We start from the raw sequence: 18304 nt of genomic DNA, 5'->3' as shown, positions 1-18304 counted from the left end.
TCTTTCGTCGTGGGGGCGGTCGCCCTACGAAGAAGAAGACCGCCTCGAGGGCGGTCTGTGGTCGCGCGAACCCACCGCCTTATGCGGTGAGCCACCAGGTGCGGGTCGCGGACATGGGCCGAACCTACCACAGCAGCGTGCGCCGTCTCCGCCCCGTGACGCATGCGTCAGCGGGTCGCGCGCTCGAGCGTGCCCGCCGCGCGCCGCCGGCCGAACGTCTCGTAGCCCACCACCACGAACGCGGGGGACACCGCGACGAGGATGATGCCCGCGCCGAGCGTCGCGCCGGAGGACACGGCGATCACACCCGCCGCGAGGAACAGGATCACCCCGATGTAGAGCACCAGGTGGAACCAGTCGATCTGCATCACGAGGAACCCGTACAGCGCGAAGAGCAGCGTCTCGAAGGCCAGGACGGGGATCGCGATCGCGAGGATCGCGAAGGTGGCGTCGACGTGCGCCTCATGCGAGATCACATTCGCCGCGACGTGCAGGCCCGCGCCGACCGCGATCAGCGAGCCGAACAATGCGATCTGCAGGTAGCCCCACACGAATGCGCGCCCGCGGTGGCGTTCCAGCACCGCACCGAACGGGATGGCGAAGTACATCCACCACATGCCGAATGCCAGCGCCGTGCCCCCGAACGCGACCAGGGCCGCCTCGACCGTCCAGCCAGCATCGCCGCTCACCACGGCGGAGATCGCGAGGATCGTGCCCAGGATCACCTCGCCGAGCGTGATGATGACCAGGAGCCCGTACCGCTCGGCGATGTGATGAGCGTGCCAGGGCGTACGCCCGAAGCGCAGCTCGGCGAAGAGCGGGCACGCGAGTTCGAGCAGCATCAGCAGTGTCGTGAAGACGAGCGTGATGCCCACCGGCAGGGTCAGGAAGATCAGTGCGATCCAGCCCACCTGAGCGATGGAGATGCCGATGGCATACGCGAGGCACGTTCGCCGGCGCCTCTCGTCGTGGCGCGCGGCGCGCAGCCAGAGCGCGACCGTGGCAAGACGCATGATGACATAGCCCGCGACCATGACGGTGTTGTCCAGGTGCGCGCCCTCGGCGAGCGAGTGGAACACGTCGGGGACCCCGAGGGCCACCACCAGGACGCCGACCATCACGACGAGCGTGGCCACGCGGAAGAACACGTCGTCCGTGTCGTACGCCGACGCGAGCCACGAGTAGTTGATCCAGGCCCAGGTCACCGCGAACGTGCCGAAGGCGAAGCCCACCAGAGCCGTCGAGACCTGGTCGAGCTCGAGGTAGTGGGCCATCTGCGACGAGATCTGGCTGAACGCCACCACGAAGGTCAGGTCGAAGAGCAGCTCGAGAGGTGTGGCCGCGCGGTGCGCCTCATGCGGATCGCGTCCGGTCATCCGCCGAACGTGATGGCTGAGGCTCATGCGGGAAAGCTACACCGTTAGCAGGCGCCCGGCGCCACGGCAACGCTCAGGCGACGACCAGCCCCGGCGCGGCCACCCCGCGTAGGCTGGGGGATGTGCCAGCAGTGAATCTCGGGATGCCCAAGGTCCCCGAAGTCCTCGCCCCTCGTCGCAAGACCCGGCAGATCAGTGTGGGCAAGGTGCTCGTCGGAGGCAACGCTCCCGTCAGCGTCCAGTCGATGACGACGACGCAGACCACCAACATCAACGCCACGCTGCAGCAGATCGCGGAACTCACGGCCTCGGGCTGCGAGATCGTCCGTGTCGCCGTTCCCCACCAGGACGACGCCGACGCGCTCAAGATCATCGCGATGAAGAGCCAGATCCCGGTGATCGCCGACATCCACTTCCAGCCTCGCTACATCTACACCGCGATCGACGCGGGCTGCGGCGCGGTGCGCGTGAACCCCGGCAACATCCGCCAGTTCGACGGCAACGTCGGCCAGATCGCCGCCGCGGCGAAGGCCGCCGGCGTCTCACTGCGGATCGGCGTCAACGCCGGCTCGCTCGACAAGCGCGTCCTGGAGAAGCACGGCAAGGCGACGGCCGAAGCGCTCGTGGAGAGCGCCGTCTGGGAGGCTTCGCTCTTCGAGGAGCACGACTTCCACGACTTCAAGATCTCGGTCAAGCACAACGACCCGGTCGTGATGGTGAAGGCGTACCGGATGCTCGCCGAGCAGGGCGACTGGCCGCTGCACCTCGGCGTCACCGAGGCCGGGCCCGCCTTCCAGGGCACGATCAAGAGCGCCACGGCGTTCGGCATCCTTCTCTCCGAGGGCATCGGCGACACGATCCGCGTGTCGCTGTCGGCGCCCCCGGCCGAAGAGGTGAAGGTCGGCCACCAGATCCTCCAGTCGCTGAACCTGCGCGAGCGCAAGCTCGAGATCGTGTCGTGCCCGTCGTGCGGTCGGGCGCAGGTCGACGTCTACACGCTCGCCGACAACGTCACCGAGGGCCTCAAGGACATGACGGTGCCGCTGCGCGTCGCCGTCATGGGGTGCGTCGTGAACGGTCCGGGCGAAGCGCGCGAGGCCGACCTCGGCGTGGCATCAGGCAACGGCAAGGGTCAGATCTTCGTCAAGGGCCAGGTCATCAAGACCGTGCCCGAAGCAGACATCGTCGCGACGCTCATCGAAGAGGCGAATCGCATCGCCCACGAGATGGGCCCCAACGCGCCCCTCGGCACGGCCCAGGTCGTCACGAGCTGACGATCCGGAGCCGGCTCGTCTAGGACAGAGTGCCGGCGCTCACCGCGAGGTCTCGGGTGACGCTCGCGCTCGTGCGCACCGCGATCTCGAGCGCGCGCGCGATATCGGCGAGGGGCAGGGACGAGGCATCCGTCGACCGATGCTCGGCCGCCCACGGCACGTGCACGAACCCGGTCCGTGCGCCGCGCGTCGCCGACTCGTGGAGCGCCGTGAAGAAGACGTGGTTGCATACGAAGGTGCCCGCAGAATGCGACACGGATGAGGGGATGCCGGCTGCCGCGATGTCACGCGCGATGGCCTTGACGGGCAGCGTCGCGAAGTAGGCGGTGGGGGCGTCGGGCACGCTCGGCGCGTCGACCGGCTGCGCGCCGGCATTGTCGGCGATGCGTGCATCGCGCAGGTTGACCGCGACGCGCTCGACGGATATCGCGGCGCGATCGCCCGCGAGGCCGGTCGCGACGACGACGTCGGGGGAGTGCTCGGCCATGAGCTCCGCGAGGCGCGCGGCCGCCCCGTCGAACGTCACGGGCAGGACGGCGGTGACGAGGGTCTCGGGGCCGCGCCATCCCGCTGCGACGATGCCGACCGCCTCTCCGGAGGGGTTGACGGAGTCGCCGCCGAAGGGCTCGAAGCCGGTCAGGAGGATCGTCGTCACCTGACCAGGGTATGCGGCGCTTATAGACTCGGGCGATGCCCGCGCTCACCCCGGATCAGACCGCGGCGCTGGCGTCGTGGCTGCCGGGCTTCGAGATCGCGGCGGATCTCAGCTGGGGGCAGACCGACACCGTGGTGCTGCGGGTCCGCACCGCGGGCGGCGAGTACGTGGTGAAGGCGGGAGGCCCCGCGAACCATCACATCCTGCGCGAGCTGCAGGCGCACGACGGCGCGACCGACGTGTGGGTCGCCGAGGGTCGCGCCGCACGGCTGCGCCATGCCGATGCCGCGCTGCGCATCCTGGTCGTCGACTATCTGCCGGGCGTGCTCGCGGGATCGACGCCGGCCGCTCTCGACCCCGACGTGCACCGGCAGGCCGGCGAGCTGCTTCGCCAGCTCCACGACGAGGCGTCGGTCGACGGCGCCATGGCCGAAGAGGCGGCGATGCGCTCGGCGCTCAGGTGGCTCGACACGACGCACCGCATCGCCCCGGCGACCGTGCGGCGGCTGCGCGACGCCCTGGGCGCAGCATCCGTCGACCCGCCTCCTGCCGTGCCGACGCACGGCGACTGGCAGCCGCGAAACTGGCTCATCGACGACGGCGTCGTGAGGGTGATCGACTTCGGCCGGTTCGCGCTTCGCGCGGCGGCGACCGACTTCGCGCGCCTCGCCGCGCAGGAGTGGCGGACGGACCCCGACCTCGAGCGCGCGTTCTTCGAAGGGTACGGCGACGACCCGCGCACGCCGGAGCACTGGCGGCTGGTGAGGCTGCGTGAGGCGATCGCCACCGCCGCGTGGGCGCACCAGGTGGGCGACGAGCAGTTCGAGGAGCAAGGTCACCGCATGATCCGCGAGGCGCTGGAGTGAGCGCGGTCTCACCCGGCGAGCCGCTGTCTCGGCCCATCACCGCGGGGGTCGTGACGGCGCTCGTCGGGTTCACGAGCGCGTTCGTCATCGTCCTCACCGGTCTCCGCGCGGTCGGCGCCACCCCGGCGCAGGCGGCGAGCGGCCTGCTCGCGGTGTGCGTCACGATGGGTCTCGGCTCGCTGGTGCTCGCGTGGCGATACCGGATGCCGATCACCGTGGCCTGGTCGACGCCCGGCGCCGCCCTGCTCGCGGCCACCGGGGCCGTCGAGGGCGGATGGCCTGCCGCAGTGGGTGCGTTCCTCGTGGTCGGTGGGCTCGTCGTGCTCACCGGACTCTGGCCGATGCTGGGGCGCCTGATCGCCCGCATCCCGCCGTCGATCGCCCAGGCCATGCTCGCGGGCGTCCTGCTGCCGCTGTGCCTCGCGCCGATCACCGGGATCGTCGTCAATCCGTGGGGCGTCGTGCCGGTCGTGCTGACCTGGCTCGTCTTCGCGAGGCTCGCCCCGAGATGGGCGGTGCCACTCGCGTTCGTCACCGCGGCGATCGTGGTGGGGGTGTCGCTCGCGGCCGAGGGCGCTTCGGTCGACCCGGCGTTGCTCATTCCGCGGATCGAGCTCACGATGCCGACGCTCACCGTCGGCGCGCTCGTGAGCATCGCCATCCCGCTCTACATCGTCACGATGGCGTCGCAGAACGTGCCGGGCGTGGCCATCATGCGCAGCTTCGGCTATCGGGTGCCGTGGCGGCCCGCGATGCTGGTCACCGGGATCGGCACGGTCGCCGGCGCCCCGTTCGGCGGGCACGCGATCAACCTCGCCGCGATCAGCGCCGCGCTCGCCGCGGGGCCGGAGGCCGATCCCGACCCGAAGCGCCGCTGGGTCGCCGGAATCTCGGCGGGCGGATCGAGCCTGGTGCTCGGCGCGGCATCGGCGGCGTTCGCGGCGCTCGTGCTGCTCGCTCCGGAAGCCGTGATCCCCGCGGTCGCGGGCCTGGCGCTGTTCGCCGCCTTCGGATCGGCCGTGCAGCAGGCGATCGACGACCCGGGCGAGCGGATGCCCGCGGTGGTGACGTTCCTCGTCGCGGCGTCGGGCGTCTCACTCCTCGGCGTGAGCGTCGCGTTCTGGGCGCTCGTGGCCGGGCTGCTCGTGCGCACGGTGCTGCACCTCGGGCGCCGCCGCTTCGGCTGACCACGGACGCGGTCGCAGAATCGGAGATCGTCGCGGACACGCCGTGCCGGGGGCAGCTCCAGCCGGCGTGTCGTGGGACGATCTCCGATCTTGGGACAGAGGTCGGGCTGATCCCGCCGCCGGCCGACGCCGGCCGCGGCATCCCACCGCTCTAGACTTGTCGCTCGTGGTCACACGTCTCTCGCAGTACTTCCTCCGCACGCTCCGCGAAGACCCGGCTGACGCCGAGGTCGCGAGTCACCGTCTGCTCGTGCGCGCCGGATACATCCGCCGCGCCGCGCCGGGCATCTTCACGTGGCTGCCGCTGGGACTGAGGGTCAAGGCGAAGATCGAGAAGATCATCCGTGATGAGATGACCGACGCGGGTGCGTACGAAGTGCACTTCCCGGCGCTGCTCCCTCGCGAGCCCTACGAGCAGTCCGGCCGCTGGACCTCGTACGGAGACGGCATCTTCCGACTGCACGACCGTCGCGGCGCGGACTACCTGCTCGCGCCGACCCACGAGGAGATGTTCACCCTCCTCGTGAAGGACCTGTACTCGTCGTACAAGGACCTGCCGCTGACGATCTACCAGATCCAGGACAAGTACCGCGATGAGGCTCGTCCGCGCGCAGGCCTCCTGCGCGGCCGTGAGTTCACGATGAAGGACGCGTACTCGTTCGACTACACCGATGAGGGGCAGGATGCCTCGTACCAGTCGCAGCGCGACGCGTACGAGCGCATCTTCACGCGCCTCGGCCTCGAATACGTCATCGTCGCGGCCGACAACGGTCTCATGGGCGGTGCGCGCAGCGAGGAGTTCCTCCACCCGACGCCGGTCGGCGAAGACACCTTCGTGCGCTCGGCCGGCGGGTATGCGGCCAACGTCGAGGCCTTCACGACCGTCGTGCCCGACGCCCTGTCGTTCGACGGACTCGGCGCGCCGGTCATCTTCGACTCGCCGGACACGCCCACGATCCAGACGCTCGTCGATCACGCCAACGCCCACCTCGAGGCTCCCGCGCCCGGCATCGCCGGCCCGGCGACCGACGACGCCACCACGTGGACGGCGGCGCACACGCTGAAGAACGTCGTGCTCGCCCTGACGCACCTCGACGGCACGCGCGAGCTCGTCATCGTCGGCATCCCGGGCGACCGCGACGTCGACGACAAGCGCGCCGAGGTCGCCTTCGCGCCCGCCGTCGTCGAGGCGGCCACGCCCGAGGACTTCGAGAGGCACCCGCTCCTCGTGAAGGGCTACATCGGCCCGTGGTCCGAGACCGGCCCGCTCCTCGGCGAGGAGTCGGCGACCGGCATCCGCTATCTGCTGGACCCCCGCGTGGTCGACGGCACGGCGTGGATGACGGGCGCCAACATCGACGAGAAGCACGTGCACACGCTCATCGCCGGCCGGGACTTCACGGGAGACGGATTCGTCGAGGTCGCCGACGTGCGCGCCGGCGACCCGGCTCCCGACGGCTCGGGCCCGGTCGAGCTGGCGCGCGGCATGGAGATCGGTCACGTCTTCCAGCTCGGGCGGTTCTTCGCCGAGACACTGGGCCTCAAGGTGCTCGACGAGAACGGCAAGCTCGTCACGGTGACGATGGGCTCGTACGGCATCGGCGTGACGCGCATCCTCGCGAACCTCGCCGAGCTCAACCACGACGAGAAGGGCCTGCAGTGGCCGGCCTCGGTCGCGCCGTTCGACGTGCACGTCGTCGCCGCCGGCCGCGAGGCCGTGGCGTTCGAGGTCGCCGAGAAGCTGTCGGCCAAGCTCGAGGCATCCGGTCTCGACGTCCTCTACGACGACCGGGTCAAGGTCTCGCCGGGAGTGAAGTTCGGCGATGCCGAGCTCATCGGCGTCCCGAAGGTCGTCGTCGTGGGGCGCGGTGCCGCCGAGGGTCAGCTAGAGCTGTGGGATCGCCGCACCGGCGATCGCGACGCCGTTTCGGTCGCCGAGGTCGTGGAGCGTCTCCGGGCGAACTAGGCAAGCCCGCCCTCAGGGGGCGGCGGCATGCCACGCTGGATGCATGCCCGACCCTTCTGCTGTGCCCCCTGAGGTGACCGACGACATCCGCGCGCTGATCGCCGACGCCGGGATCACCGAGAACGTCGACCTCATCGCGCGCATCCTCGTGACCGGCGTCGGCCTCGGCCTCGACCGCGCGGACCGGCTCGACCTGAAGATCACGACGGCGGCGCTGGGTGAGATGCGCGCCGCGTTCGAGCACTTCGCCCCGTACGACGGCGTGCCGAAGGTCACGATCTTCGGTTCCGCGCGCACGCGGCCCGACGACCCGGTGTACCGCGCGGCGGCGAGCGTGGCGGAGGCGCTCGCCGAGAGCGGCTGGCTCGTCGTGACGGGCGCGGGGCCGGGCATCATGCAGGCGGCCGCCGAGGGCGCGGGCGCGGAGCGCTCCCTGGGCGTCTCCATCCGGCTGCCGTTCGAGGACCGCCCGAACGCGGTCATCGCCGAGAACTCCCGCAACGTGGCGATGAAGTACTTCTTCACGCGCAAGCTGATGCTCGTCAAGGAATCGCATGGGTTCGTGTGCGTGCCCGGTGGCTTCGGCACGCTCGACGAGCTGTTCGAGCTGCTCACGCTGCAGCAGACGGGCAAGGCCGAGCCGACGCCGATCGTGCTGCTCGACAAGCCCGGCGGCACGTTCTGGCACGGCCTCGAGCGTTTCGTCGACGAGCAGCTCGCCGGCTCGGGCCTGATCTCGCCCGGCGACTTCGGCCGCCTGCTCATCACGGACTCCGTCGAGGCCGCCGCGCAGGAGATCACGGGGTTCTGGCGCAACTACGACTCGCTGCGCTGGGTGGGGGATCGTGTGGTCATCCGGCTCAGGGCCGAGCCGACCGACGCCGAGGTGGACGCGCTGAACGAGCGCTTCGGCTCCCTGCTGCTGTCGGGGCGCATCGAACGGAGCGAGCCGCTGCGGGCGGAGGCCGACGATGAGGCGCGCGCGCGCCTGCCACGGCTCGTGCTGCGGCTCGATCAGTTCAAGGTCGGCTCGCTGTATCTCCTGATCCGGGCTGTCAACGAGCTCGAGACGGCTCCGAGGGGCCCGGCCCACGCCGCCTGAGACCGTCCGACCCCATCGGTCACCGGGCACGTGGGAACGTCAGCAGCTGACCGTGCCGTGGCGCATCATGTCGTCGGGCGTGTCCCGCGTCACGAGCGCCTTGAGCATGCCGGCGGCGACGACGAGCTTGCCGTGGCGGGGCTCCCAGAACTCGCACTCCTTCGGGGTCACGCGCAGCAGCGCGATGCCCGGGGTGTCGAGTCCGTCCTCGAACCAGATGTCGAGACTGGGGGAGTAGAGCTCCTCCATCTTCGCGCGGTCGTGCACCACGGTCGCGCGGCCGGCCACCGAGACGTAGCGGTGGCCCTTCGCGTCGATGTACGCGAGGCCGACGTCGTGCCCGGGGTCGGCCTCGGCCTCAGCGACCTTCTTGGTGTCGTCGAGCGTGAAGAACCAGATGTCTCCTGCGTCGTCCATCTGGCGCGTGCTCATCGGACGGCTGACGAGATTTCCCGCGGCATCCAGCGTCGTGAGCATCGTGAAGTCGATGTCCTCGACGAGCTCCTTCACGCGGGCGATCGCCTCCGTGCCGGTGACTTCGGTGGGTTGTGTCGTGTCGGTCATGCTTCGACACTCCCCGAGACGGCGATCTGGAGACAGGGGATTGACAGATCGGATGCCGCGGCCGCCCTCACATGCGGGCGAAGCGGGCCCGCGCCACCGTGAAGACCCCGTAGGCGATGAAGCCTGCGCCGACGACGCCGGCGATCAGCGGCCCCAGAGCCAGGGCGAGCATCACGTCGACCGCCCCGTCGATGCCGCCCGCGACCTCGGCATCCGTGCTCAGCGCCGCCACCAGCAGGAGTACGCCGACGATCGCCAGGGCGACGCCCTTGGCGATGAATCCCACGACGCCGAGGCCCGTGATGCCCCGGCCGACGGTGGTGTCGGGGATGTCCATCCGGTTGTGGAAGCTGCGAAGGATGCCCATCGCGACGAAGGCGACTCCGGCGGCCGCGAACCCGAGTCCGATCAGCGACAGCACGATCGGCCCGCCCGGGATGTCGATCAGGCCGCGGCTCGCGTCCTCGGCGGCCTCCTCGGCGTTCGGGCGGGCGCCCAGGGCGACGGCGGCTGCGATCACGCCGAGGCCGATGAACACGACGGCCTGACCCCACTCGGACGTGCGTCGTCCCCACTTCTTCGCCGCGCCCTTGGTATCGCCCGACAGGTCACGCGCGAGCAGACCCTCTGCGGCGTGCCAGAGGCCGAGCGCCCACAGCGCGGCCGCGATGAGCCACAGCAGGACGAAGCCGAGCGGCGCGGCCGCCACCGCCTTCAGCACACCCGCCTGATCGCCCTCCGCCTCGCCGCCGAACGCGATGACCAGCACGAGCACACCCAGCAGGATGTGCACGATGCCGTTCGCCACATATCCGGCGCGCGCGAACAACTCGAAGACCGGGCTCGCCTCAGCTTGTCGCGCGGCGGCCTTCGCAGAGGGGGCCGACATGCGGTCAGCCTATTGCGGCGGGTCGGAAGCAGAGCGGGGTTGCGCACTCGCCGCAATTCGTGCTGGCGTGCGAGTCGCCAGCATCCTCCCAGCGCCGTCGGCCGCGGCATCCGGTAACGTAAGAGGGTTCCGGCGGCTGGATGCGTCGGTGAGAGCTGAATACGGAGGCCCAGAGTGGACATCGATCTCGGATTGCTGCGGACTGTCGAGCGTGAGAAGGAGATCCCCTTCGACGAACTCGTCCGGATCATCGAGCAGGCCATCCTGACCGCCTACGCCAAGCACACGTCGCCCACCGGCGAACTCCCCGAGGGCGCGCGCGCCGAGCTGGACCGCAAGACCGGCCACGTCGCCGTCTTCGTGCCGCTGCTCGATGACGAGGGCGCGGTCATCGGCGAGGAGGAGAGCACCCCCGAGGACTTCGGCCGCATCGCCGCATTCGCCGCCAAGCAGGTGATCTCGCAGCGCCTGCGTGACATCGCCGACGACGCCGTCCTCGGCGAGTTCCGCGGCAAGGAGGGCGACATCGTCGCCGGCGTCGTGCAGCAGGGCCCCAACCCGCGCATGGTGCACGTCGACCTCGGCACGGTCGAGGCCATCCTCCCGCCCGAGGAGCAGGTGGCGGGGGAGGAGTACCTGCACGGCTCGCGCCTGCGCGTGTATGTGACGTCGGTGTCGAAGGGCACCAAGGGACCGCAGATCACGGTGTCGCGCACGCACCCCGGCCTGGTCCGCAAGCTCTTCGCTCTCGAGGTGCCCGAGATCGCCGCCGGGCTCGTCGAGATCGTCTCGCTCGCACGCGAGGCCGGCCACCGCAGCAAGATTGCCGTCAAGGCCAACGACCCGACCATCAATGCCAAGGGCGCGTGCATCGGCGAGCTCGGCCGTCGCGTCCGCGCGGTGACCGAAGAGCTGGGCGGCGAGAAGATCGACATCGTCGACTACGACCCCGAGCTCGCGAAGTTCGTCGCCAACGCGCTGTCGCCGGCGAAGGTCACCTCGAGCTTCATCCTCGACGCCTCGAGCAAGGCCGTGCGCGCGCTGGTCCCCGACTACCAGCTGTCGCTGGCGATCGGCAAGGAGGGCCAGAACGCCCGTCTCGCCGCCAAGCTGACCGGCGCGAAGATCGACATCCAGCCCGACTCGATTCTCGAAGAGGGCTGACACGGACGGCGCTCCCAGCCCCGAGGTGTAACATGGAGCCTGTACGAACGTGCGTCGGTTGCCGCACGCGTGCTCCCCGGTCCGCCCTCCTCAGGGTGGTCTCCATCGATTCCGTCCTCGTCCCAGACGAGCGTGCGGTGATGCCGGGGCGAGGCGCGTGGGTGCATCCGACGAACGAATGCGTGGATGCCGCACTCCGGCGCCGCGCCTTCGTGCGGGCATTGCGTGTGTCGGGCCCGCTTGACACGCAGACCATCGAGAAACGGCTGAACGGCTATGGAAACAAAGTGAACGGCTCGAAATGAGTCCCGTCCGCGACTAACGGTCTGCCCTGCCTGGGTAGACCCCAGACAGGAGAATTGTGGCAAACGCCAAACCACGCGTGCACGAGATCGCCTCCGAACTCGGCGTCGACAGCAAGGTCGCCCTTGCGAAGCTCAAGGAGCTCGGCGAGTTCGTGAAGAGCCCCTCGTCCACCATCGAACCCCCCGTGGCTCGCAAGCTGCGCGCCGCCCTCGAGGCGGACGGCGCGGCCAAGCCGGCTGCTGACGCGAAGCCGGCCGCTCCGGCGCGCCCCGCCGGTCGTCCCGGCCCCGCGCGTCCGGCGGCTCCGGCTGTGCCGGCTGCTCCCGCGGCCAAGGCGCCCGCCGCGCCGGCTCCGGCTCCGGCTCCGGCTGCCAAGACCCCGGCCCCGGCCCCCGCGCCTGAGGCGCCGGCTGCGGCCGCCCCCGAGGCTCCCGCAGCCCCCGCAGCCAAGCCCGGCGCGCCCGCGCCCGGCGCCCCGACCCCGGGCGCTCCCCGCCCCGGTGGCGGTGCAGGCGCTCCGCGTCCCGGCAACAATCCCTTCGCCTCTTCGCAGGGCATGGGCCAGCGTCCCGCCGGCCCGCGTCCGGGCAACAACCCCTTCGCCTCGGCGCAGGGCATGGGCCAGCGCCCGAACCCCGGCAACATCCCGCGTCCGCAGGCTCCGCGCCCCGGCGCCCCCCGTCCCGGCGCTCCGCGCCCGGGTGGCGGCGGTCGCCCCGGTGGCGGCGGTCGTCCCGGCGCCCCGTTCCAGCAGCGTCCCGGCGGTCCCGGCCGTCCCGGCGGCGCCGGCGGCGGGTTCCAGCGTCCTGGCGCTCCCGGTGGCGGCGCTCCCGGCGGCTTCGCGGGTCGTCCCGGCGGTGGCGGTGGTCGTGGCCGTGGGCCCGGCGGTGGCACCGCAGGCGCCTTCGGCAAGGGCGGCGGCAAGTCGAAGCAGCGCAAGTCGCGTCGCGCGAAGCGGCAGGAATTCGAGATGCGGTCGGCGCCGGTCGTCGGCGGCGTCAATGTCTCGAAGGGCAACGGCGAGATCATCCGCCTGCGCCGCGGCGCATCGATCGCCGACTTCGCCGACAAGCTGGAAGCGCTGCGCGGCTACACCGTGCAGCCTGGCACGCTCGTGACCATCCTGTTCAACCTGGGTGAGATGGCGACTGCCACCGAGTCGCTCGACGAGGCGACCTTCGAGGTCCTCGGCGAGGAGCTCGGCTACAAGATCCAGATGGTCTCGCCCGAGGACGAGGACAAGGAGCTCCTCGAGGGCTTCGGTCTCGACCTCGAGGCCGAGCTGGAGGCGGAGAGCGAGGAGGACCTCGAGATCCGGCCTCCCGTCGTGACCGTCATGGGTCACGTCGACCACGGTAAGACCCGACTGCTCGACGCCATCCGCCAGACCAATGTGGTCGCGGGCGAGGCCGGCGGCATCACGCAGCACATCGGCGCCTACCAGGTCTGGACCGAGCACGAGGAGATCGAGCGGGCGATCACGTTCATCGACACCCCCGGTCACGAGGCGTTCACCGCCATGCGTGCACGAGGCGCGCAGGTCACCGACCTCGCGATCCTCGTGGTCGCCGCCGACGACGGCATCATGCCGCAGACGGTGGAGGCGCTGAACCACGCCCAGGCGGCGAACGTACCGATCGTGGTGGCCGTGAACAAGGTCGACAAGCCCGACGCGAACCCCGCCAAGGTGCGCCAGCAGCTCACCGAGTACGGCCTGGTCGCCGAGGAGTACGGCGGCGACGTCATGTTCGTGGATGTCTCGGCCCGTCAGGGAACCGGCATCCAGGAGCTCCTCGACGCCGTCCTGCTCACGGCCGACGCCGGTCTCGACCTCACGGCCAACCCGAACAAGGACGCCCGTGGTGTCGCGATCGAGGCCAAGCTCGACAAGGGCCGCGGTGCCGTGGCGACGGTGCTCATCCAGTCCGGAACGCTCCGGGTCGGCGACGCGATCGTCGCCGGCACGGCGTACGGCCGTGTCCGCGCGATGGCCGACGAGAACGGCGACGCCGTCCTCGAGGCCGCCCCGTCGCGTCCGGTCCAGGTGCAGGGTCTGAATTCGGTGCCGCGCGCCGGTGACACGTTCATCGTGACCGAGGAGGACCGCACGGCCCGCCAGATCGCCGAGAAGCGTGAGGCCGCCGAGCGCAACGCCCAGCTGGCCAAGGCCCGCAAGCGCATCTCGCTCGAGGACTTCACCCGCGCACTCGAAGAGGGCAAGGTCGAGTCGCTCAACCTCATCATCAAGGGCGACGTGTCGGGTGCCGTCGAGGCGCTCGAGGAGTCGCTCCTCAAGATCGAGGTCGACGACTCCGTGCAGCTGCGGATCATCCACCGCGGCGTCGGCGCGATCACCGAGTCCGACGTGAACCTGGCGACGATCGACAACGCGATCATCATCGGCTTCAACGTGCGTCCCGACACGAAGGCGCGCGAGCGCGCCGCTCGCGAGGGCGTCGACACGCGCTTCTACTCGGTCATCTACAACGCGATCGACGACGTCGAGCAGTCGCTCAAGGGCCTGCTCAAGCCGGAGTTCGAAGAGGTGCAGTCGGGTGTCGCCGAGATCCGCGAGGTGTTCCGCTCCTCGAAGTTCGGCAACATCGCCGGTGTCATCGTCCGCTCGGGCACGATCACGCGCAACGCCAAGGCGCGCGTCATCCGCGACGGCGTCGTCATCGCCGATGGCCTGGCCATCGAGTCGCTGCGCCGCTTCAAGGATGATGTCACCGAGGTCCGCACGGACTTCGAAGCCGGCATCGGCCTCGGCAAGTACAACGACATCCAGGTCGGCGACGAGATCGAGACCACTGAGATGGTCGAGAAGCCTCGCGGCTGATCGCAATCGGTGAGGGGCGCCAGGCGGCGCCCCTCACCTGTCGAAAGGAACGGACATGGCCGGCGAACGTCAGGCACGACTGGGCGACCGCATCCGAGTGATCCTCGCCGAGCGGCTCGAGAAGGGCCTGCGCGACCCGCGGCTCGGCTTCGTCACCATCACCGATGTGCGTGTGACGGGCGACCTGCAGCACGCGTCGGTCTTCTTCACGGTCCTCGGCAGCCCCGAGGAGCGCGAGGCGTCGGCGGCTGCGCTGCGGTCGGCGACCGGGATGCTGCGCTCCGAGGTTGGCAAGCACCTCAACGTGCGGCTCACCCCGTCGCTCGAGTTCATCCCCGACGCGATCCCCGAGAACGCCGACCACATCGCCGACCTCCTGCGCGAGGCGCGCGAGCGCGATGCGGCCGTGGCAGGGCTGGCGTCTTCGGCGACGTACGCCGGTGATGCCGACCCGTACGTCAAGCCGCGCGAGTTCGACGAGGACGATGAGGTCGACGCGTCCGATGCGTTGGACGAGGACGAGGACGACGACGTCCAGGGCGACCCCGACGACGAACGCTGATCCTCACGACGGCAGGCGGAGGAGTCCTTCGGATGCCTCGGCCAGGCCGTCCGCGATGAGCGAGTCGATCGCGCGATCGCGCTGGCGCGGATCGTGCCAGTCCGGCACGACGTCGCCGAGCGGGACCGCGTGGGTCGCGGCATCCCTCAGCACTTTCAGGATCGCACCGCGCGCCTGCCGGTCGCTGCCCTCGTAACGGGCCTGCCGTCTGCGGTCGTCGCCCGTGTCGGGATAGCCGGCCGCGCGCCACGCGCAGCGGTCCGCGATCGGGCACGCGTCGCACCGAGGCGCCCGCGCGGTGCACACCACCGCGCCGAGCTCCATCGCGGCCGCATTGACGATCGCGGCGTCATCGTCGCTCGGTGGGAGGATCGCATCCATCGCGGCGAGGTCGCGCTTGGCGGCCGGCGCGGGCTGTGAGCGTCCGTCGACGGCCCGCGCGAGCACTCGACGCGTGTTGGTGTCGACCACGGGGGCCCGCCCGCCGTAGGCGAAGACCACGACCGCCCGCGCGGTGTAGTCGCCGATGCCGGTGAGCGCGAGCAGGGCGTCGACGTCGCGGGGGACGACGCCGGTGTGCCGGTCCCGGATCTCGATTGCGGCGCGATGGAGCCAGAGCGCCCGTCGCGGGTACCCGAGGTTCGCCCACTGGCGCACCGCGTCGGCGGGGGCGGACGCCGCGAGATCGGCGGGAGACGGCCAGCGCTCGAGCCACCCTTCGAGATGCGGGATGACTCGCGCCACCGGGGTCTGCTGGAGCATGAACTCGCTCACCAGAACGCCCCACGCGCCGAAGCCGGCGCGTCGCCAGGGCAGGTCGCGGGCGTTCTCCCGGTACCACTCGATGAGCGGCGTCGCGAGGTCGGGCATGCCTTTCAGCCTAGGCTGGAGTCATGCGCCTGCCCGTCACGCCCGCCACGACGCTGTGGCGCGAACTGCGCGACGAGGTGCAGCGCGACTACCCGCGCGGACGCGTGATCGTCGCCGTCGACGGGATCGACGGTGCCGGCAAGTCGACGTTCGCAGACGGCTTCGCCGAGGTGTTCGCCGAGAAGGGAGCGGCGGTCTTCCGCGCGAGCATCGACGGCTTCCACCGCCCGCGTGCGGAGCGCTACGCCCGCGGGCGCCGCAGCCCCGAGGGCTACTACTACGACTCGTACGACTACGCGACGTTCCGCCGGGTGCTGATCGACCCGTTCCTCGACGGCGCGCAGACCTCGGGTGCCACCGGGTTCCAGCTCGCCGCCTTCGACCACGTGCGCGACGCCGTCGTCGAATCGCAGTGGGTGACTGCACCGCGTGACGCGGTGCTCGTGGTGGACGGCATCTTCCTCCACCGTCCCGAGCTGAAGAACCTGTGGCACTGGTCGGTCTGGCTCGATGTGCCCGAGTCCGTGGCGTGCGCCCGGATGGCGATCCGCGACGGCAGCGACCCCGATCCCGCGGCGCCCGCGAACGCGCGCTACCGCCAGGGCCAGGAGCTGTACCTCCGCGAGGCGAAGCCCGAGCTCGCGGCATCCGCCATCGTCGACAACAGCGATCTCGCCCACCCGCGTCGCGAGTACCGAGACTTCTGCTGATGGCGGCGCCCGGCATCCTCCTCGTCGACAAGCCCGGCGGGATGACCTCGCACGACGTCGTCGCGCGCGCTCGACGCGCGCTGGGTACGCGCAAGATCGGCCACGCCGGCACGCTCGATCCCATGGCGACGGGACTGCTCGTGCTCGGCGTCGAAGGCGCGACGCGCCTTCTCACCTTCATGGTGGGGCTCGACAAGACCTATGAGGCCACGATCCGGCTCGGCGTCGCAACCGACACCGACGACGCCGACGGCGAGACCGTGGCGGTGACGGATGCCTCGTCCCTCACCTCATCGCGCGTCACCGACGAGATCGCCGCTCTGACCGGCCGCATCTCGCAGGTGCCGAGCACCTACTCCGCGATCAAGGTCGATGGGCGACGCGCCTACGACCTCGCCCGAGCGGGGGAGCAGGTCGAGCTGAAGGCCCGGGAAGTCACGGTCTCGCGCTTCGACGTCCGCGCGGAGCGGCACGAGGGCGCCGTCGTCGACCTCGACGTGGTCGTGGACTGCTCCAGCGGCACCTACATCCGCTCGCTCGCGCGGGACCTGGGCGCGGCCCTCGGCGTCGGCGGACATCTCACCGCGCTGCGCCGCACGCGGATCGGGCCGTTCGAGGTCACGCAGGCGGCGTCCGTCGAGGAAATCGACGGCGCTCCGCTCGTCGGGCCCGGTGCCGCAGCGACCGCCGTGCTGAGCCGCTTCGACGTGACGGCCGAGGAGGCGCGCGACCTGCGTCACGGCAAGCGGCTGCCAGGCGCCGCGGTGCGCCTCGGCTCGCAGCCGGCGGCCGCGATCGATCCCGACGGTGCGCTCGTGGGGGTCGTCGAGAAGCGCGGAGACGACGTCAAGAGCTCGATGAACATGCCCGAGGAGGCCTCCCGATGATCCTGTGGTTCACGATCGTGCAGGTGGCCGTCGCAGTGATCGCCGGACTGTTCTGCGTCATCGCCGGACTCGCCGGCCGTCGTCCGAGCGACTTCACCGTCGGCGCGATGGCGTTGCTCGAACTGCTGCTGATCGCGCAGATCGTGATGGGGATCGTGGCCCCCCTCGTCGGGAACTCGCCGACCGGCAGCCTGCTGGAGTTCTGGGTCTACCTCGTCTCGGCGGCGCTCCTGCCGATCGCCGGCGTGGGCTGGGCGCTGCTCGAGCGCAGTCGCTGGAGCACCGTGATCATGGGCATCGCCGCGCTCGCCGTCGCTGTCATGGTGTGGCGCATGTACACGATCTGGACCGTCCAGCTCGCCTGAGCGTCACTTCTGGATGAGGTAGGAGCGTTGCACCCAGCCGGTCTTGCCGTTGTAGGTGACCTTCGCCCAGGAGCCGGAGGTGGCTTGGATCTTGCCGACGTTGGCGCCCTGGGGGATGACGCCGAGTGAGGTGCCGCCGGCGGAGGCGGTGGCCTTGAAGGCGAGTGCGGCGGTGGCGGTATAGGTGTCGGTTGTCGGCGCGGGTGCGGGTGTGGTCGCGGGTGGGGCCGCCGGGGCGTTGGTGAGGTAGGAGCGTTGCACCCAGCCGGTCTTGCCGTTGTAGGTGACCTTCGCCCAGGAGCCGGAGGTGGCTTGGATGCTGCCGACGTTGGCGCCCTGGGGGATGACGCCGAGTGAGGTGCCGCTGGCGGAGGCGGTGGCCTTGAAGGCGAGTGCGGCGGTGGCGGTATAGGTGTCGGTTGTCGGCGCGGGTGCGGGTGTGGTCGCGGGTGGGGCCGCCGGGGCGTTGGTGAGGTAGGAGCGTTGCACCCAGCCGGTCTTGCCGTTGTAGGTGACCTTCGCCCAGGAGCCGGAGGTGGCTTGGATGCTGCCGACGTTGGCGCCCTGGGGGATGACGCCGAGTGAGGTGCCGCTGGCGGAGGCGGTGGCCTTGAAGGCGAGTGCGGCGGTGGCGGTATAGGTGTCGGTTGTCGGCGCGGGTGCGGGTGTGGTCGCGGGTGGGGTCGCCGGGGCGTTGGTGAGGTAGGAGCGTTGCACCCAGC

General features: G+C 70.6%; 18 protein-coding genes. 12 read left to right on the top strand and 6 right to left on the bottom strand.

Annotated features, from left to right (window positions below; all coding sequences use genetic code 11):
* Positions 1-167 precede the first annotated feature (167 nt).
* The gene (locus H9622_RS00550) at positions 168-1403 is read right to left on the bottom strand and encodes a low temperature requirement protein A (protein WP_191763230.1); all 1236 of its coding nucleotides are present in this window, start codon (positions 1401-1403) and stop codon (positions 168-170) included.
* 95 nt (positions 1404-1498) lie between these two features.
* Between H9622_RS00550 and ispG the strand changes: the two genes are divergently transcribed.
* On the top strand, positions 1499-2650 hold the full coding sequence (ispG, locus tag H9622_RS00545; protein ID WP_191763228.1) for a flavodoxin-dependent (E)-4-hydroxy-3-methylbut-2-enyl-diphosphate synthase: 1152 nt from the start codon (positions 1499-1501) through the stop codon (positions 2648-2650).
* Positions 2651-2669: 19 nt separating this feature from the next.
* On the opposite strand, the gene pcp is transcribed toward ispG, so the two are convergent.
* Entirely contained in the window at positions 2670-3305 is a 636-nt protein-coding gene (gene pcp / locus H9622_RS00540; RefSeq protein WP_191763226.1) for a pyroglutamyl-peptidase I, read from the bottom strand.
* Between the two features lie 35 nt (positions 3306-3340).
* Here pcp and H9622_RS00535 point away from each other — a divergent pair, with 35 nt between their 5' ends.
* The 4 genes from H9622_RS00535 (at position 3341) to H9622_RS00520 (ending at position 8426) form a co-directional block, all read left to right on the top strand.
* Positions 3341-4171, top strand: coding sequence for a phosphotransferase (locus H9622_RS00535; protein ID WP_191763224.1), 831 nt, complete (start codon positions 3341-3343; stop codon positions 4169-4171).
* On the top strand, positions 4168-5358 hold the full coding sequence (locus tag H9622_RS00530) for a benzoate/H(+) symporter BenE family transporter (RefSeq protein ID WP_191763222.1): 1191 nt from the start codon (positions 4168-4170) through the stop codon (positions 5356-5358). The genes H9622_RS00535 and H9622_RS00530 overlap by 4 nt, the downstream gene beginning before the upstream one ends.
* A gap of 166 nt (positions 5359-5524) precedes the next feature.
* Complete coding sequence (locus H9622_RS00525; protein ID WP_191763220.1) at positions 5525-7324, top strand: proline--tRNA ligase; 1800 nt, start codon at positions 5525-5527, stop codon at positions 7322-7324.
* A gap of 43 nt (positions 7325-7367) precedes the next feature.
* Positions 7368-8426 carry an LOG family protein gene (locus H9622_RS00520; protein ID WP_191763218.1) on the top strand — a complete coding sequence of 353 codons (1059 nt, stop codon included), beginning with the start codon at positions 7368-7370 and terminating at the stop codon, positions 8424-8426.
* A 39-nt stretch (positions 8427-8465) separates the two neighbouring features.
* Here H9622_RS00520 and H9622_RS00515 read toward each other — a convergent pair whose 3' ends face one another.
* Positions 8466-8990, bottom strand: a complete 525-nt coding sequence (locus tag H9622_RS00515; RefSeq protein WP_191763216.1) for a pyridoxamine 5'-phosphate oxidase family protein — start codon at positions 8988-8990, stop codon at positions 8466-8468.
* A 67-nt stretch (positions 8991-9057) separates the two neighbouring features.
* Positions 9058-9879, bottom strand: a complete 822-nt coding sequence (locus H9622_RS00510) for a DUF1206 domain-containing protein (RefSeq protein WP_191763214.1) — start codon at positions 9877-9879, stop codon at positions 9058-9060.
* Between the two features lie 174 nt (positions 9880-10053).
* Here H9622_RS00510 and nusA point away from each other — a divergent pair, with 174 nt between their 5' ends.
* The 4 genes from nusA to rbfA all read left to right on the top strand — a co-directional run bounded on the left by nusA (position 10054) and on the right by rbfA (position 14750).
* A complete protein-coding gene (nusA, locus tag H9622_RS00505; protein WP_191763212.1) occupies positions 10054-11043 on the top strand; it encodes a transcription termination factor NusA in 990 nt (329 codons plus the stop codon).
* 32 nt (positions 11044-11075) lie between these two features.
* Entirely contained in the window at positions 11076-11348 is a 273-nt protein-coding gene (locus H9622_RS00500; RefSeq protein WP_191763210.1) for a YlxR family protein, read from the top strand.
* Between the two features lie 77 nt (positions 11349-11425).
* Entirely contained in the window at positions 11426-14188 is a 2763-nt protein-coding gene (gene infB, locus H9622_RS00495; protein ID WP_191765477.1) for a translation initiation factor IF-2, read from the top strand.
* Between the two features lie 55 nt (positions 14189-14243).
* Positions 14244-14750 (top strand): 30S ribosome-binding factor RbfA, encoded by a 507-nt coding sequence (gene rbfA / locus H9622_RS00490; protein ID WP_191763208.1) that lies wholly within the window; start codon positions 14244-14246, stop codon positions 14748-14750.
* 3 nt (positions 14751-14753) lie between these two features.
* On the opposite strand, the gene H9622_RS00485 is transcribed toward rbfA, so the two are convergent.
* Positions 14754-15620: an A/G-specific adenine glycosylase gene (locus H9622_RS00485; RefSeq protein ID WP_191763206.1), complete on the bottom strand. Its 867-nt coding sequence runs from the start codon at positions 15618-15620 to the stop codon at positions 14754-14756.
* Between the two features lie 23 nt (positions 15621-15643).
* Between H9622_RS00485 and H9622_RS00480 the strand changes: the two genes are divergently transcribed.
* From H9622_RS00480 to H9622_RS00470, 3 genes are read left to right on the top strand one after another with little or no spacing between them, the layout of a single operon-like run.
* On the top strand, positions 15644-16330 hold the full coding sequence (locus H9622_RS00480; protein WP_191763204.1) for a nucleoside/nucleotide kinase family protein: 687 nt from the start codon (positions 15644-15646) through the stop codon (positions 16328-16330).
* A complete protein-coding gene (truB, locus tag H9622_RS00475; protein WP_191763202.1) occupies positions 16330-17217 on the top strand; it encodes a tRNA pseudouridine(55) synthase TruB in 888 nt (295 codons plus the stop codon). Before H9622_RS00480 ends, truB begins: the two co-directional genes overlap by 1 nt.
* Positions 17214-17582 (top strand): hypothetical protein, encoded by a 369-nt coding sequence (locus H9622_RS00470; RefSeq protein ID WP_191763199.1) that lies wholly within the window; start codon positions 17214-17216, stop codon positions 17580-17582. The genes truB and H9622_RS00470 overlap by 4 nt, the downstream gene beginning before the upstream one ends.
* A 3-nt stretch (positions 17583-17585) precedes the next feature.
* On the opposite strand, the gene H9622_RS00465 is transcribed toward H9622_RS00470, so the two are convergent.
* Positions 17586-18304: SH3 domain-containing protein (locus H9622_RS00465; RefSeq protein WP_225221508.1), on the bottom strand; the 719-nt coding region annotated here is incomplete at its 5' end.

It is taken from the genome of Microbacterium gallinarum, from assembly GCF_014837165.1.
In the GTDB taxonomy this organism is placed as follows: Bacteria; Actinomycetota; Actinomycetes; order Actinomycetales; family Microbacteriaceae; genus Microbacterium; species Microbacterium gallinarum.
The sequence above is the reverse complement of the archived record's forward strand: the minus strand, read 5'-3'. Positions and strand labels throughout refer to the sequence as shown.